Origin of the sequence: Leptolyngbya sp. CCNP1308, from assembly GCF_034932455.1 — a bacterium.
Classification (GTDB): Bacteria; Cyanobacteriota; Cyanobacteriia; order Phormidesmidales; family Phormidesmidaceae; genus Nodosilinea.
Window position 1 is genome coordinate 45,514 of record NZ_JAYGIH010000001.1, and the last position, 16,633, is coordinate 62,146.

Genomic DNA, 16,633 nt, shown 5'->3' on the forward strand with positions numbered 1-16,633 from the left:
GGCTAAGTTGAATTGAATTGAATTGAATTGAATTGAATTGAAGGGTTAGCCAACTTCAACTTACGCGGCTACGCTAGCAATCTTGCGATAGGCTTGTGCCGCAGTGCGGCAAGACTCAGCGCACTTTTTACAGTGATCCATATCGTGCTTTTCGCATTCGCTGGCGCAGGCTTCGCAAATTTCAGCGCAGGCGTTGGCCATCGGCGCGATAAAGTAAGACCCTCGCACCATCAGCGTTGCTAAGCTACGGCAGCTTTCCCCCGTGTCCAGACACATGCGAGCACACTTCACCATCTCAGGCTTGCCTATACAGGCCTCTGCACAGTGCTCACATTCCACAGCACAGGCCATGGCCTGATCGAAGCTAGACTGATATTTTTCGTGATTGAGAAGCATGAGCATTCTCCCTTGATCTTTGATTAGCCATAATAAAAATCTAGTTGAAAGGATGTTTACCTGCACCTCTCCAGAGTAAGAGGATCAACTTCTGCCTGATTGAATAGAGTAATTTCATTTTGATTTCATTAATTGATGATAATGAAATCAGACAGTTACTTATTTTTCTGAATGTTTACATTTCATCGACGTTGCATAGTTCAGTAACAATATAGCCATGGGAAACAATAAGTATTGTTTACAACATCTGTCTCAGCCCCGCTTAAACAAAATTAGCCCGGCCATAGGTGACCGGGCGAAGAGACCTTGTCTAGCTTAAAACTCGGAGTTCTCCTAGCCCCTTGGCATGAGGGCATAGCTTGCTTCCTTCAATGCGGAGTAAAACTCAGCGTCTAGACTTAGGGCTTGCTGAAAAAACAAATCACGCAATTCTAGGGCTGAACCAACGGAGACACGTTGAATTTTCAGGTTTTGTCGATAGGTAAGTGCAAGGTTAAATCGGCTGAAACGTCGAAAACTCGTTAAATGACCTTGCACTTATCTTGGAGTTTATTGCCTGAAATGGCCATGTTTTAAGGATCTTGACTTATTCAGCAAGCCCTAGACTTAGATGATGCCTACTTCGAGAAGTTAAAACGGGCGTTGACCTTTTCGCCCTTGATATCGGTCTGAATCACAGTCTTGTAATCCCCCGCCGCCTGGCTGGGTAAAAACGCAAAGAAGTGCGCACCCTCGGCATCGTACTCCATCGGAATTTCTTGCTGGGTGCCATCGGGCAGCTGCACCTGGGCGATCGCCGTAGCATCGGCAATGGCTTCATGGGTGTCGCCCGTTTGCAGGTACAAGTCGAGGTGAATACCATCGGCTTCGGGTGCGGGCACCAGTTCTAAATGGTATGGGCCACTTTCGACCACTTGCCCACCCTTACTAGCGGCGCTGGAGGCGGCGGCAGTTTCTGTCTGGGCAGCGGGACTTTCGGCTACGGGAGTTTCAGCAGGGGTGTCAGGGGTAGTTGCAGTTTCAGAGCTACCGCAGGCGGATAGCGCTAGCACGCCAGTAATTAACAGAGCTTGAGCAAGTTGGGAATACATGGAATGAACCTCCGAAAGGAAAACGGCTAAAGCAGGCTGATTGGGCATTGACCACCCTACGGTGGTCAATTGGAAAAATTGGGCAATTTAAGCCATCGGCACCTTAGCGGCGATTGATGGTTCCCTCTCATCGACATAATCTGTCGGCGTCGTTGGCTTGGGCATCAAGCGTTTGCCAAACAGAGAGTAGAGCGCTGGCAGCACCAGCAGCGTCAGTGCCGTTGAGGTGAATAGCCCGCCCAAAACGACCACAGCCAGGGGCTGCAAGATTTCTTTGCCTGCCCCACTGCCAAGTACCAGGGGTACCATGCCCAGAGCCGAGGTGAGGGCTGTCATTAAAATAGCCACCAGACGCTCTGAGGAGCCTTCGACGATCACCTCGCGCAGCGGCATCCCCTGGGCCAGCTTGGCGTTGTAGTTATCGACCAGCAGTAAGCCATTGCGGGTGGCGACCCCGAAGAGGGTGATAAACCCGACTAGCGACGCCACCGACACCACGCCACCCCCGAGGGCAATAGAGGCAATGCCCCCCACCAGGGCAAGGGGTAGGTTGACCATAATCATCACCATCCCCAGCACCGACTTAACCGCAAAATACATCAGTACAGAGATGACGACGATCGCCAGTCCGCCAAACACCAGCAGGTTGCGGCTGGCCCGCTGCTCTGACTCAAACTGCCCGCCGTACTGAATGTAGTAACCCGAGGGCAGTGACACCGCTTCCCTCACCCGGTCTTGAATGGCATCAACCACGGAGCCCAGATCGCGCCCGGCCACGTTGGCCGACACCACAATCAGGCGCGAGACATTTTCGCGGTTGATGGTGTTTGGCCCAGTGCCGTAGTCAATGCGGGCCACCTGGGCCAGAGGAATTTTTTGGCCCACCGGGGTATCAATCAGCAGGTTGCCGATCGCCTCCAAATTATTGCGAGCGTCATCTTTGAGCCAAACCAGCAGGTCAAACAGCTGCTGCTGCTCTAGCACTTGAGACACCACTCGCCCGTTAAGTGCCGTTTCGACAACGCTGGCAATTTGCCCCACGGTAAGGCCGTAGCGGGCCGCAGCAGGCCGATCAAACTGAATCTGCACCTGGCGAATAGGCACCTGGGGCTCCAGCTGCAAATCCACCAGGCCATCGATATCGCGAATCGCGGCTTCGACATCGCTGCCGATAATACGCAACTGGTCGAGGTCGGGGCCAAAGATTTTAACCGCGATCGCGCTTCTCACCCCCGACAGCACCTCATCCATGCGGTGGGTAATAAACCCGCCCACGCTAGGGGCAATGCCAGGAATGCGGGCAAACTCCTCTCGAATGGTTTCAATAGAGGCTTCGCGATCGCGAAGCCCCTCCTGGCTCAGCTCTATATCTACGTGACCCAAATTGACCCCGCCAGCATCGGAATCCCCCGGTGCGCGCCCCGTCCTCATTTGCACCGTCGCAAAGCGGGGGTCGTCTTTCAGCGCCTCTTGCATCGCCAGCCCGGCTTCATTGGTGGCCGCCAAGGACGACCCTGGATACAGCAGCATCGCATTCACCAGAGAGGGCTCCTGAAATTCTGGCAAAAACACCCGCCCCAGACTCGAAAACACCACCATCGACGCCACCAACGACGCCACGGCAATGGCCAGCACCAGCTTGGCGCGGGCCATTACAAATCGCAAAGCCGGTTGATACAGCCGTTGAGATGTCCTGGTAACCCAGGTCTCATCGCTGGGCAGCGGGCGGCGAGCTAGCAAGATAGCGCACAGTGCTGGGGAGAGCGTCATGGCCACCAGAGTAGAGGCCACAATCGACACCAGGTAAGCCACCCCCATGGGGGCAAAAATCCGACCCTCTACCCCCGTCAAACTAAAGATGGGGGCAAACACCACCGCAATAATTACAGTGGAAAAAATAACGCTCACCCGCACCTCTACAGAGGTGTCATAGACCACCTTAAAGGGATGTTCTGGGCTGCCCGCCAGCTGGTTTTTGCGCAGCCCGCGATAGGCGTTCTCCATATCCACAATCGAGTCATCGACCACTGAGCCAATCGCCACCGCTAACCCGCCTAGGGTCATGGTGTTAATGCCCTGGCCAAAGGCATTGAGAATTATCATGCCCACCAAAATCGAGAGCGGAATGGCGCTTAGCGTAATCACTGCCGTGCGCCAGTTCATCAAAAACAGCAGGATAATAACTGAGACGATGATGATGCCATCTCGCAGGGAACCCAGAACGTTTTCGACCGACGCCTCAATAAAGTTTTCTTGCCGAAAGGTTTCGGTGACGACGACATCCTCGGGTAGAGCCGCTTTTAGCTCCTCCATGGCAGCTTCCACGGCTCGGGTCACCGTAGGAGTGTCGTTGAGGGGCTGCTTGTTGACTACCACCACTACCGCTCGCTGGCCCCCCACGCTACCGTCACCCCGCTGGAGGGCTGCCCCAATCTGAACATCAGCGACATCTTGCAGCTTTACCGGGCGGCCCTCTCGGGCGGATACCACTGATTCTTGCAGTTGCTCAATCGAGTCTAGCCGCCCTACACCGCGAATGATCAGCTCTTGGTCGGGGGTGTTGAGAAACCCACCTGCGGCATTGACGTTAGCGGCCTCGGTTGCCTCGGCCACCTCTTGCAGCGACACATTAAACGCTACCAGTCGGTCTGGATCTACCAGCACCTGATACTGCCGCACGTCGCCACCGTAGGCAATCACCTGAGAAATACCTGGCACCGCCAACAGGCGGTTGGTGACATCGCGGTCTACCAACCGCCTCACCTCCATCAGAGGCGTGGTTTCCGCCGTAAAGGCGTACATCAAAATTGTGCCAATCGGTGACGAAATCGGCGAAATCTGGGGAATGCCAACCCCCTCGGGCAGCTTTTCTTGCACCTGCTGGAGCCGCTCGGTGACCAGCTGCCGGGCCTGATAGACATCAGTACCCCAGCGAAAAATCACCTTAACGACCGAAATACTAACCGCCGAGGATGACCGCACGGTTTCGACCCCTGGGGTGCCATTGACGGCACTCTCGATGGGCAGGGTAATCAGCGCTTCTACCTCTTCGGGAGCCAACCCCGGCGCTTCGGTTTGAATTTCAACCTGGGGGGGCGCAAAATCTGGAAACACGTCCAAAGGCATTTGGGTGAGGTTGTAAATACCCAAAAACGTCACCACGATCGCCCCGATGACCACGAGCCACCGCTGGGCGATCGACCACTTCAAAATATTATCTAGCATCGCTGTTGTTCAAAGTTCGGAGAGTGATTTCAGCCAGCATGGCAGGTGTCTAGACTGTAGACAGCGCCGTAACGTGGGCAATGCCCACTATCCAGAAAGACGCTTCCCAAACATAACCAAGGCTATTTGTGCGAGGGCTCTCCCTCTTCGACCAGGGGCGCAGCCAGGGTTGGCCCAGTGCCGTAGCGAGGATGCCCTTGTGCTGAAGGCGAAACCGCCTCGTCGCCGATCGCTAGGGCATAGGTCGGACGCTGTCGCCTGGCCCACCAAATTCCGGCAGCAAAGGTGGTCATGGCGATCGCACCACTGCCGAGTCCCATTGCCCACCAGGGAATGCCTGTGGCTGCAACCGCCTCAGCGGGGGCTGCGGTTTCTTCTTCTGGTTCAGCACCTCCGCCCCGCAACGACTGGGCATAGAGTTGGTTAGCCCGCTGGGTGACGACTTCATCGCCCTCAAACAGGCCGCTAAGCACTTCGACTTGATCGCCTGCTGTTCTTCCCAGGGTGACCTCAACCGGTTCAAAGGCGTTGCCATTACGCACAAACACCAAGGTTTGGCCGTTGGCTTCTACCAACGCCGTCTGGGGAATAGCCATCACCGCCTCGGCAGTGCTCTCGGTGAGCACCTCTAGGGACGCAAACATACCTGGCTTGAGGGTGCCCTGGGCGTTGTCTAGCTCAGCTTGTACGGGCACAACCCGAGTTTCACCATCGACCACCGAACCCACCGTGGTAATTTGCCCTTCAAAGATTTGATCGGGTAGGCTGGCCACGGTGATCCGCACCCGTTGCCCAGGGGATACTTGGGAGAGGTCTTTTTCAAAAATGTTGGCGGTAGCCAATACCGTGCGATTATCCACGATGGTCATCAGCACCGCACCCGCATCTTCTGATGATTGCCCCAGGGTCACGTCGCGGTCGGCAATGGTGCCTGCAATGGGCGCTTTGATGGTGATGGTGCCGTCTGGGTTAGCCGTGGCCCCAAGCTGCTGCAACCGGGTTTGGTAGGTCTCTGTACTCAACTGAGCGCGAGATTGAGCCACATTCAAGGCGGTCTGCGATCGCGCCACCTCGGTACGGGCATTCAACACCTCTAGCCGACTCTCTGCCTCGGTCAACGCTTGCCTAGCGTCTGCCAACCCAGCCTCTGAGGCCAACAGCTCCCGACGGGCGATCGCGCCTTGCACGGCTAGTTCTGAGTCGCGATCGTACTGCTCTTGAGCCACCCGTAGATCGGTTTGGGCTCCTTCAATAGCACTTGAGGCAATCTGCTGCTGTTGTGCGTAGGTCTGCCGCGCCAGCTGTAAATCGGCCTGGGCCTGCTGCACCTCTCCCTGCCGCTCAGCCGAGTTTTCCAGGGCGGTCACCCTCAACTCAGCCAGCTCTCCGCTGGTGATGACCGCTAGAGCCTGGCCCGCTTCTACTCGCTGCCCTGGCTCCACCAGCAGCTTGGTTACCGTACCGCCGACTGGGTTGGTCACCGATACCCGTCGCCCCGGCGATGCTTCAATTTGCCCCGTCGCCTTCACCCCAAACGCCAAAACCTGGCGTTTGACCGGCTCGACAATCAGACCAATGCGGTCAGCAACCTCTGCATCAACCTCAACGCCTGTTGGATGCGCCCCGGCTTCACCCCCCTGAAACTCATCTCCATGGCCAGCATGGGCCAAGACCTCGCCAGCCGGGGCCAGCAGGAGTATCAGCAAAGCCAGCCGGGGGAGCGATCGCCCCCTGGCCGCGACCCACATGCGATCGGAGATAGCTGTCATAGGCGTGCCCTTGAACCACTCAATTACAGTTTTCGGAGAAAAATGCCGTCAGCCACCAAACATCTCACAGAAAAATGAAATCAGGATGAAATTCGGCAATGAGTCACGGCAATAAGAGCGGCTTAATTTATGATTACCTCGATCTATCGTTCGACCATGATTCAGGAAATATCCAATAGGAAAAAGCCCCAGATTGTTTCTGAGGCCTGCCAGGTTCCATTTGTCAATAATTCTATTTGTCAATAAAATTACTGACCATACCACTCTTGTCGCCACTGTTCCATTTGGTCGATTTCTACCTGCTGAGTCGATAGAATATCTTGGGAAAGTTGTTGAATCTCTGGACGACTACTTTTATCTAGAGCATCTTGAGCCATGTCTAGGGCACCCTTATGATGAGGAACCATGCCATTTATAAAGCGTAAGTCGAACTCATCATCGGCAGCACCCAAGTCGCCACTCATCATCATGCCAGCTTGCATGTTAGCCGTCATGGCCATTGAATGCCCCATTGCTGCGTCATACATAACGGGCTGTTCGCCAGCATCTGGATACCACGCTTGTCGCCACTGCATCATGCGGTCAATTTCGACCTGCTGAGCGGCAATAATCGCCTCAGCAAGCTGCTTTATTTCATCCCGCTGGGAATTTTGCAGGGCTGACTCTGCCATAACGACTGCACCTTGGTGATGCAAAATCATGCCGTCGATAAAGCGCAAATCAAACTCAGCGTCGCTAGGGCCAAGATCCATCATCATCATGGAATGGTCGGCCATGGGTTCATTTCCCATAGGCATAGCAGTAGAGTCTGACTCTTTAGGGGTTGAGGATGATGTGCCGCATGCGCTGACGACTATAGGCAACGACATCAGGCCACCTACTACTATCCAGGAAGCTAATTTTCTTCTCAGGGTCATTGGATGTCGAACCTCTTTTCCATAACAAGGGCAGTTGCTTGTCTTCAAAAGCGCTGAAGCACTCACTACGAACAACCACTGGCTTTAGTATGCCAGCCAAAAATGAAATTCGGATGAAATAGCAAGGTACTGGATCGCGATCTCTATCTAGCACTATATGGGGCTACACACTTAGGTCTGGCTGTTGAAATTCTCGAATTATGAAATAATTATGAAAAAGCACTATAATCCGCTATGCTTTTAATTATGAAATAATTATGAAAAGCAATGGATTGGCATGTACAGCGGCGATCGCTCCTTGGTGCTGGGCTTTTAGGTGCTGGCACCTGGCTGGGTCAGCGATTTGCCCCAACCGTCTTAGCTCAAGATCATGCTCTGGCCCCACCCCATCAAGGCATGACCACGCTGGGGGAGGTTGACCACATCAAGAATGGCTTTGACCCCCACGCGTTGTTAACCCAGTGGGATGGGGGCGAGGTATCGCAATTGCCCAACGGTCAGCGGCTGCGAGAATACGACATCACCGCGATCGAGCGAGAGATTGAGGTTGCTCCGGGGGTGTTTTACCCCGCCTGGACGTACAACGGACAGGTGCCGGGGCCAACGATTCGGGTCACGGAGGGCGATCGCATTCGCATTCGCTTTACCAATCAGGGCACTCACCTACACACTCTGCACTTCCACGGTATTCACGGAGCCAGGCAGGATGGCATTCCAGGGGTGATGGAGGCTGCGCCGGGGCAAACGGTGACCTACGAGTTTGATGCCAAGCCTTTTGGCTGCCACCTCTACCACTGTCATTCTGTGCCGTTTAAGCGCCATCTCCACAAAGGGCTCTACGGAGCGTTCATTGTTGATCCTGACCCACAGCGGCACCCCGACCAGGTAGAGGTTGCCCAATCGCGCCTGCTGGGCTCCTCAGAAAACCAGCGCTGGCAGGAGTTACTGATGGTGATGAACGCTTTTGACACCAACTTTGACGAGGAGAACGAAGTCTACGCCGTTAACTCCATTCCTCATGCCTACATGAAGCAGCCGATTCGCATTGAGCGCGATCGCCCGGTACGAATTTACTTGATTAACGTGACCGAGTTTGACCCGATCAACTCCTTCCACCTGCACGCCAATTTCTTCGACTACTACGACCATGGGACGACGTTGACGCCGACTTCACGCACCGTCGATACGGTGATGTTGTGTCAGGGGCAGCGAGGAATCATCGAATGCTCCTTTGCTGACTTTGAGCCAGGGGTGTACATGTTCCACGCCCATCAGGCCGAATTTGCCGAGCTGGGCTGGATGAGTGCCTTCGAGGTGGTGGCATGAAGGCTTTGCCCTGGCGCTGGGTGTTGCCGCCTCTCTTGTTGGCAGGGCTGGCAGCCCTGCTGCTGACCCTGAGCCCGGCTCGGTTGCTCAACTTAAATGCACCGCCGCTGGAGTCTCTGATTGTGGAGCGTACCGTACTAAATGATCAAGGCATCACCCTCAAGGTGCGGGCGGAGGGGTCAGAACCTATGACCATTGCCCAGGTTCAGGTGGATGGTGCCTATTGGGCATTTACCCAGCAGCCCCCTGGCCCGATTCGGCGGCTGGCAACGACAACAGTGCAAATTCCATACCCCTGGGTAGAGGGCGAAGCGCATCACGTTCAGTTCCTGACCAACACGGGTGTTATCGTTGCCCACCCCATTGACGTTGCTCTACCGACACCCGCTCTGTCTTTGGCAACGCTGCTGGGCTACGGCTGGCTGGGGCTCTATGTGGGGCTGGTGCCGGTGGGGTTAGGCATGTTGTGCTACCCCTACTTGAAAGTGTTGGGCCAGCGGGGACTGACCTTTGTTCTAACGCTGACGTTGGGCATGCTGGCCTTTTTGCTGGTAGACACCTTGCAGGAAGGGCTGGAGCTAGCTGGCAAGGCGGCGATCGCGTTTCAAGGCCAGGCCCTGGTTTGGTTTGCAGCCACAGTAGCGTGTCTGGCCCTATTTGCCGTGGGCCGACGCCAGGGTAAACCGCCCGAAGGCCCTGCCCTCTCTACCTATATGGCTTTGGGTATTGGCCTACACAATCTGGGCGAAGGATTGGCGATCGGCACCGCTTTTGCCCTGGGGGAAATTGCCTTAGGCTCATTTCTGGTGATTGGCTTTACCCTCCACAACCTGACCGAAGGGCTGGGCATTGTTGCACCGCTGCTCAAGCAAAAACTGCGCTGGAAGACCTGTGTAGCGCTAGCCGCCCTGGCTGGACTCCCTGCTGTGGTGGGGTTGTGGGTGGGGGCTTTTGCTTTTTCTCCCCACTGGGCGGCTTTGTTCTTGGGCATCGGTGCAGGGTCGATTTTGCAGGTGATTGTAGAACTCAGCACCTATCTACAGCGGCAACTGCACCAGTCAAGGCTCTCCGGCTTGGCGGGGCTGAGTTTAGCTGGCTTTACAACCGGGCTACTCGTGATGTACAGCACCGCGCTGCTGGTGAAATTTTAGCCAGACAACCTAGCCATTACCTTGTTTGAGCGCTACAAGCGCGTTAAACCTGGTGTGGGCTAGGTTGCTGGTACAGATGTCGCTCGTACCGCCTAAGCTTGAAAGACGCTTTTAGCTTAGGCCCTGCGGGCTGCTTGAGAGGCTATCTGGTCTCTAAAACAGCCTTGTCGTCTTGAGCTTAGTCGCAGTTAGAGGGGGGGCAATCGGGGGTGGGGAACAGGCAGGGAGCGGCAGCGGCAACGCCAGCCACGGCAGCGGTCAGAACAAGGGCAGAAACAGCCGCTAAGGAGAGCTTCTTGATCTGGGGAATTTTGAGCATCAGAATTGACCTCTTTGATATGGATGGTGAATACAACGGCCTCTAGACAAGACCTTTCACAAGGTAAACCCTGAGGTTGGCTTGAGAGTCAACCCCCCAAATCTGCCCTAAGCTAGTTCTAGCGACGATGGTCGCGCATCCCCAATTGTTCTTTTTTAGAAGGCTGGCCTGCCCAGACCATGAAGAAACTCCTCAAAATAGGCGAGCTGGCCAAACAGGCCCACGTGACGGTAGCCACCATCCGCTACTATGAATCGCTGCACCTGCTTGAGCCAGTGAGCAAGGCTGAGAATGGCTATCGCTATTACGACGACGAAGCTGTTACCCGTTTGCAATTCATTAAGCAAGCTCAGACATTGCAGTTTTCCCTGGCAGAAATTCAGCAGGTGTTTGATGTGCGCAAGCAGGGGGAGCCGGTCTGCACCCTGGTTAAAACGCTAATCGACTGCAAAATTGCGACCCTGGAGCAGGAAATTCAGCAGGCTACCGCCCGTAAAACCATGCTCGAAACCTACCGCAATAGCTGGACCGCCCGCCCCCTAGACAATCCATCCGATGTTAAGGTTTGCAGTCTTATTGAAGAAGTGAGTCTAACTCTGAATCGTCTAGAGGCTGTTTGAGAAACCGTCAAATCAGGTCTGATTTATTCTAAATGCGGCTAACACCATGAACCGCTATAGTCTCTTGAATTGGCTAAATTCGCCTGAGCTCAACATAGTTATATTTTCGTTTTTGCTGTCTTTCTTTTGGGAAATTCAGCAAATGTGGTTTTATGAAATTCCAGCTGGATACTCTCACTTCGATATAGTCAGAAATTGCACCCTCGCTACAGTCGGAGATGTCGTAATTATATTGATTGCATTTTGGGCCGTTGCAGCTCTATCGAAGTCTCGTCAATGGTTACGTTACCCAAACCGTAGCCGAATGGGTGTTTTTATCCTTGTAGGAGTGGTAATCACCGTTGTTATCGAAGCCTTAGCTACTGGCCCCCTCAATCGGTGGACTTATGCCGAGTCCATGCCAACAATTCCGATTTTAGGCACTGGGTTAGTGCCATTGTCAATGTGGTTTCTAGTGCCTCCGCTCACCATTTGGTTTGCCAGGCGTCAAATTCTATCTGTAAGGTCATAACATTCAGATCCAATCGTTCGAGACTTAACCAGAGCGAAGGATAACTAATGCTGTCCCAGATTCATGGTGAAGTACATAGTTGCTAACCTTTCTGAAAGGGAATCGTTGAGAATATTACAAGGCTAATGATAATGAGGTATATGGGTTTCTTTGCTATGGTGAATCTCACGCATTATAGTGAGACTCCTGTACATGAGATAGTTTGGTCTGAGTGTTGCGATAATCTCACGGGAGAAATGCAGTAGTCACTGCTGCATAATCACTAATCGACCGCAAAGTTGCAACCACAGATACCCTAACCATGACCTGGTTTGAGCGATCGCAGCCCCTGCTAATTCTGCTTTCAGTACTGCTTGGGCTAGCTCTGGCGCAGATTGGCGACGTTGCTGCCCTGGCAGGCCATCTCATCACACCGCTGTTGATGGGGATGCTGTACGCGGCGTTTCTACCGATTCCGCTGCGGCATCTGGGCAGAGCCTTTGGCAACTACCGCGTGACCATTGCCAGCCTGGCGATGAATTTTATCTGGACACCCCTGCTGGCCTGGGGGTTGGGGGCGCTGTTTCTGCGAGATGCGCCCGATTTGCGGGTGGGCCTGCTGATGTTGATGGTGACCCCCTGTACCGATTGGTATCTGGTGTTTACCGGCATTGCCAAGGGCAATGTCAGCCTCGCGACGGCTCTGCTACCGCTGAATTTTGTCTTGCAGATGGTGCTATTGCCTCTTTACCTGGCCCTATTTGCCCAGGCGCTGGTCTCACTCGATCTTGGGGTGTTGGTAGGCAAAATAGCCACCGTTCTGCTAATTCCGCTGGCGTTGGCGCTGCTGTCTCGTTACGGCATGGGCTGGCTCAAGGGGCCAATCTGGCTCCACCAAAAGCTGCCGCAGGTGGCGATGGTACAGCTCCTCTGTTTGAACTTGGCGATTGTGGCTATCTTTGCCGCCGAGGGCAAGGCGCTACTTCAGCGTCTAGACCTGTTGCTGTGGTTGCTGTTGCCCATGGGTTCATTTTTTGTGATTAACTTTGTGCTGGCTCAGTGGCTGGGGCAGCAGTTGCGGCTGGCGTATCCCGAGGTAGTCTGCCTGACTTGCACGACCCTGGCGCGGAACTCTCCTGTGGCGCTGGCGGTGGCAGCAGCGGTCTTTGGCGATCGCCCCCTGATTGCTCTAACTCTAGTGATCGGCCCGCTGCTAGAGCTGCCGATTATGGCGCTGGTGACGCAGATACTCTTGCGACTCCGCCCTCAAACTTCTCGCGATTTTTAAATAAGCCCCCATTGATTTTTGGGGGATTTATAGCGGGCATTTGGGTCAAGAAGAGATGTGTATACTCAGGAGCCACCTAACTAGAGAACCTATACTTAAGACATACGCTTCAAGGGGGTAACCCTATGCGAATGTCCACTAAATCTTTTGCTGCAATCGCAGGTCTCAGCGTTGCGATCGCAGGCGCTATCACCATTCCCTATCTCACCTCATCCTCCAGCGCCGATCCTTTACAGCAACCTGGTCGCTCCGGCTGGCAGATGCCCATGAATCGAGGTCACATGCCCATGCACCAGAGTGGCAGGCAAGGGCATCACGGACAAATGATGCACATGATGCAGGCCAATAACGAGTTTGAGTTTTTAAGCCTAATGATTCCCCATCATGAGGAAGCCATTACCACTGCTCAACGGGTGCTGGAGTACAGCGATCGCCCTGAGATGCAAGAGTTTGCTCAGGACATTATCGACGTGCAAACAGCCGAAGTTGAGCAGATGAAAGCCTGGTTAGGTGAGTGGTATTCCGGTCAGAACACTAACCTCACCTACACTCCCATGATGCGCGACCTTAACCAACTCGAAGGGGATGCCCTCGATCAGGCGTTTTTAGAAGACATGATCATGCACCACATGGGGGCTGTGATGATGTCGCAACGCCTAATAAATCTCGGCCTGGTCGAGCACCAGTTAGTCCAGCCCTTTGCTCAAAATATTGCCGATACTCAGTGGCAAGAAATCTGGCAGATGCAAGCCTGGTTACAGGACTGGTATGGAGTTGCAGGGATGCCAATGGGCAACGGTATGATGTCCTGTGGAATGACTTATTAAATGGTTTTGCTTAGCTTATTGCCTTTGAGATTTGTATTGGCTTTGCCCTCTTTTTGTTGATATCAGGAGGAGTGGGTTAGCTGAATGGCACTTTTTAATTAGAGCGATCGCTGAGCGTACTGCATAATACCTGCGGCGATGCCCTGGGCCATACGGCTGCGCCAGGCGGGGTCGTTAAAGTTGCGGGCATCTTGAGCGCCAGTGACAAACCCGGTTTCGACCAAAACCGATGGCATGGAGGTGTTGACCAGCACATGAAAACGAGCCTGGCGTACCCCGCGATCGGGCATGGTCACCAGGCGCAGAATAGACTGATGAATCACCTGGGCGAGACGATTTCCTGAACTGTGGTAATAGGTCTCTAGCCCGTTTACCTCGGGTCTACTTAGGCTAATGGAGTTGGCGTGAATGCTAACAAAGAGATCGGCATTGGCCTGCTCGGCAATTTGCACCCGAGGCTCTAGGCCGATCTCCCGATCATCGGAGCGGGTCAGAATCACCTGCGCACCGCTCTGCTGCAAAATTCTGGCGACTTCGTAGGCGATCGTAGAGGTTACATCTTTTTCGCGCAGGCCGCCCACACCGATCGCCCCCGGATCGCGCCCGCCATGGCCTGGGTCGATCACAATAGTGACTGTCTGCTTGGGGATGCCGCTACTCGGTGGGGGCACCACTGGAGTAGCCGGTATCGCGGGCTCAGGCTGGGGTGGCACCACCGGAGCTTGAGGCGGCGGTTGCACAGCAATAGGGGGTGACGCCGCAGCGGGTGCTTGGGCTGGTGCCACGGCTGAGCTGGCTGGAACGGCGGCGATCGCCACTTCCCGAGGGGGCAAAACCACAATGCCGCTGCCGTTGCTCACTGAGGCCTGCCAGTCAGCGCTGTTGGCGGGCACTGTTAGGGTAATTTGCAGGGTAGGCACCGCTGCGCTCACCGGCTGAATATTCCAGGCCGTAACCCCAAACCCATTTGTGGGTAGGGTTTGGCTGGTGAGAGCCGCCACAGTGGCATTTTCGAGCTGAAGCACTACCTGGGTATCACTGACTCGCTTCACGGTCAGGTTAGGGCTTGCCCCAGAGGTGCGGATGAAAAAGCCATCGGGGGTGGTGCGTACCCCTTCGACCTGGGTGGCGGCTCCAGCGACCGGGGTGGCATTAACCTGATTGGTGCTGGCGCTGGGCGCTGTTCGACCCTGCGACGGGGGCAGTTGCACTACCCACTGCTGCGGCGTTTCCCCCCTTACCACGACCTGGTCTGGGTTCAGGGTGTAGCCAGGGGCTAGTTCAATGACCAGCCGGGTGGTTTGAGCATCGAACTGCCCGATGCGAACGGATTGAACAGCGCCGCCAACGATCTGGTTAATCGTCCGTTGCTGTAGGGTTGTGCCGGGCAAGTCCACCACAATGCGGGTGGGGTTAAATAAAAGCTGCGCCCTAGGCTGCACGGCGGCATCGGTCGAAAACTCTAGCCGGTTTTGTTGGGGGTCAAAGCGCCAAGTCCTAAACTGAGCCGCTTCGGCTGGAAGCGCCAGCAGTAACCCACCTACCATGCCGATTAAGCTCACCAGAGGTCGGTATTGTTTCATGCAGCATCTCACAGTGCGCTGGGTCAGCTTTTGATTTTGCCTGATTTTACGGCATCGAGATCGCCCCTTTCATCTTGTTTCAAAGAAAATCTCATCCCCAAAACGGTCGCTACACTGAAGGGGAATGGGCTCTACCCCAAGCGTGAAGGCTCGCATCAGAAACGCCACAGTCTCGGATTCACCGGGCTCGAATTTATGGGTTAGCTCAGCTTGTAAAGCGTCACAAGGCGCTGGTTTGGAGCAGTGCCTGGGCCTTAATCTACAGGCTCGCGGTTAGACACATAGCTTAGTAGTGCAGCTAGGAGAGAAGCCATGCAGACCCAAAGAATGTTAGCGATAGCGCTAGGAATGGCCGTCGTTGTCGCCCCTGGAAGCATGGCAGCGGGGCTGCAGCCTGCCCACGCGGTAGAACAGGCGGCTGCCGCAAACAGCCTTTTGAATCAGGGCCAACAGCAGGCGGAGCAGGGACAGCTAGAGGCAGCGATCGCAACCTACAGCCAGGTCATTCAAGCCGATACCACCAATGCCGAGGCCTATTTTCATCGCGGCATTGCCTACCACGACCTGGGCGATTATCAGCTCGCCATCGCTGACTTTTCCAGAGCGCTTCAGCTTCGCCCCGACCATCCAGAAACCTTGTACAACCGGGGAGAAGCCCACGCTCACATGACCAATGCCGAGGCGGCGATCGCCGATCTAACCCAGGCTATTGAGCTAGCTCCTGAGGTTGTGCAGCCTTATTTAGATCGCGGCCTTGTTTTCGCGGCCACTGGCAACTTACCCCAGGCCCTCAACGACCTAGATGCTGCCATTACCCTGGCTCCCGACAACGCCGATGCCCACTACAACCGGGGCAAAATCTATACCGAACTGGGCAATACCGAAGCCGCCCTCTCAGACTTCACCACCGCGCTTCGCCTTAATCCTGAGCTAGCTGAAGCCTACGGCAATCGCGGCATTTTGCAGTACCAGCTCGGCGACTCCCAAGCCGCCATGGCCGATTTGCGCCAGGCGGCGGCGCTGTTTCAGGCCCAGGGCGATCGCCAAGGCTATCAGCAAACCCTGTACTTCATGCAGCAGGTGCAGCAGGGGAGCGAGCAAACCCCCTGAGGCCAACGCCCTCAATCTTCTGAACAGGTGTTCAGTGGTAACGATTCTCAGTATCATAGAGGAAAAGCCAGGAAACCTAATCGATGGCTAATTCTCGCTCTACAGAGAACTCTACAATTCAAGCTGTTGATGCCCCCAGTTGTGACGTCAGTTGTGACGAGTCGCTGGTGCATTTAGACAATGTCCGCCAGGTGAAGCCCGAGGTGCTGAGCACCGAGAAAGCCCAGCGGATGGCGGAGTTTTTTAGTGCGCTCTCTGACCCCCACCGGCTCAAGCTGCTGTCGGCGCTGGCTCGGCAAGAACTCTGTGTGTGCGATCTGGCTGCTGCAGTGAAGATGGGTGAATCAGCGGTGTCGCACCAGCTGCGGGTGCTGCGATCGCAGCGTCTAGTCACCTACCGTCGCCAAGGCCGCAACGTCTACTATGGCCTCGCTGACGATCACATCATGTCCCTCTACCGGGAAGTGGCCGCGCACCTAGATGAGTGATGTAGTTGACCTCTAACGAGTTGGGTTAAGCCT

Annotated in this window: 14 protein-coding genes; 7 read left to right on the forward strand and 7 right to left on the reverse strand. The window is 54.9% G+C overall.

Features of this window, described 5'->3' with window-relative positions:
* Positions 1-60: 60 nt before the first annotated feature.
* The 5 genes from VB780_RS00180 to VB780_RS00200 form a co-directional block, all read right to left on the reverse strand.
* Positions 61-396 carry a four-helix bundle copper-binding protein gene (locus tag VB780_RS00180; protein ID WP_323349114.1) on the reverse strand — a complete coding sequence of 112 codons (336 nt, stop codon included), beginning with the start codon at positions 394-396 and terminating at the stop codon, positions 61-63.
* A 617-nt stretch (positions 397-1,013) separates the two neighbouring features.
* A complete protein-coding gene (locus VB780_RS00185; protein WP_323349115.1) occupies positions 1,014-1,487 on the reverse strand; it encodes a hypothetical protein in 474 nt (157 codons plus the stop codon).
* 87 nt (positions 1,488-1,574) lie between these two features.
* Entirely contained in the window at positions 1,575-4,712 is a 3,138-nt protein-coding gene (locus tag VB780_RS00190; protein WP_323349116.1) for an efflux RND transporter permease subunit, read from the reverse strand.
* Positions 4,713-4,834: 122 nt separating this feature from the next.
* On the reverse strand, positions 4,835-6,481 hold the full coding sequence (locus tag VB780_RS00195) for an efflux RND transporter periplasmic adaptor subunit (protein WP_323349117.1): 1,647 nt from the start codon (positions 6,479-6,481) through the stop codon (positions 4,835-4,837).
* 248 nt (positions 6,482-6,729) lie between these two features.
* On the reverse strand, positions 6,730-7,398 hold the full coding sequence (locus VB780_RS00200; RefSeq protein WP_323349118.1) for a DUF305 domain-containing protein: 669 nt from the start codon (positions 7,396-7,398) through the stop codon (positions 6,730-6,732).
* A 267-nt stretch (positions 7,399-7,665) separates the two neighbouring features.
* On the opposite strand from VB780_RS00200, the gene VB780_RS00205 reads away from it, so the two are divergent.
* Positions 7,666-8,724, forward strand: coding sequence for a multicopper oxidase domain-containing protein (locus VB780_RS00205; RefSeq protein ID WP_323349119.1), 1,059 nt, complete (start codon positions 7,666-7,668; stop codon positions 8,722-8,724).
* On the forward strand, positions 8,721-9,875 hold the full coding sequence (locus tag VB780_RS00210) for a ZIP family metal transporter (protein ID WP_323349120.1): 1,155 nt from the start codon (positions 8,721-8,723) through the stop codon (positions 9,873-9,875). The genes VB780_RS00205 and VB780_RS00210 overlap by 4 nt, the downstream gene beginning before the upstream one ends.
* Positions 9,876-10,053: 178 nt before the next feature.
* On the opposite strand, the gene VB780_RS00215 is transcribed toward VB780_RS00210, so the two are convergent.
* Positions 10,054-10,194 carry a hypothetical protein gene (locus tag VB780_RS00215; RefSeq protein WP_323349121.1) on the reverse strand — a complete coding sequence of 47 codons (141 nt, stop codon included), beginning with the start codon at positions 10,192-10,194 and terminating at the stop codon, positions 10,054-10,056.
* A 179-nt stretch (positions 10,195-10,373) separates the two neighbouring features.
* Between VB780_RS00215 and VB780_RS00220 the strand changes: the two genes are divergently transcribed.
* From VB780_RS00220 to VB780_RS00230, 3 genes are all read left to right on the forward strand, one after another.
* Entirely contained in the window at positions 10,374-10,814 is a 441-nt protein-coding gene (locus tag VB780_RS00220) for a MerR family transcriptional regulator (RefSeq protein WP_323349122.1), read from the forward strand.
* Between the two features lie 812 nt (positions 10,815-11,626).
* Positions 11,627-12,592, forward strand: a complete 966-nt coding sequence (locus VB780_RS00225; RefSeq protein ID WP_323349123.1) for a hypothetical protein — start codon at positions 11,627-11,629, stop codon at positions 12,590-12,592.
* Between the two features lie 125 nt (positions 12,593-12,717).
* A complete protein-coding gene (locus VB780_RS00230; protein WP_323349124.1) occupies positions 12,718-13,419 on the forward strand; it encodes a DUF305 domain-containing protein in 702 nt (233 codons plus the stop codon).
* A 98-nt stretch (positions 13,420-13,517) separates the two neighbouring features.
* On the opposite strand, the gene VB780_RS00235 is transcribed toward VB780_RS00230, so the two are convergent.
* The gene (locus VB780_RS00235) at positions 13,518-15,002 is read right to left on the reverse strand and encodes an N-acetylmuramoyl-L-alanine amidase (RefSeq protein WP_323349125.1); all 1,485 of its coding nucleotides are present in this window, start codon (positions 15,000-15,002) and stop codon (positions 13,518-13,520) included.
* 312 nt (positions 15,003-15,314) lie between these two features.
* On the opposite strand from VB780_RS00235, the gene VB780_RS00240 reads away from it, so the two are divergent.
* Both VB780_RS00240 and VB780_RS00245 read left to right on the forward strand, forming a co-directional pair.
* Positions 15,315-16,112 (forward strand): tetratricopeptide repeat protein, encoded by a 798-nt coding sequence (locus tag VB780_RS00240; protein WP_323349126.1) that lies wholly within the window; start codon positions 15,315-15,317, stop codon positions 16,110-16,112.
* Between the two features lie 83 nt (positions 16,113-16,195).
* The gene (locus VB780_RS00245; protein ID WP_323349127.1) at positions 16,196-16,600 is read left to right on the forward strand and encodes a metalloregulator ArsR/SmtB family transcription factor; all 405 of its coding nucleotides are present in this window, start codon (positions 16,196-16,198) and stop codon (positions 16,598-16,600) included.
* The last annotated feature ends 33 nt before the right edge of the window (positions 16,601-16,633 follow it).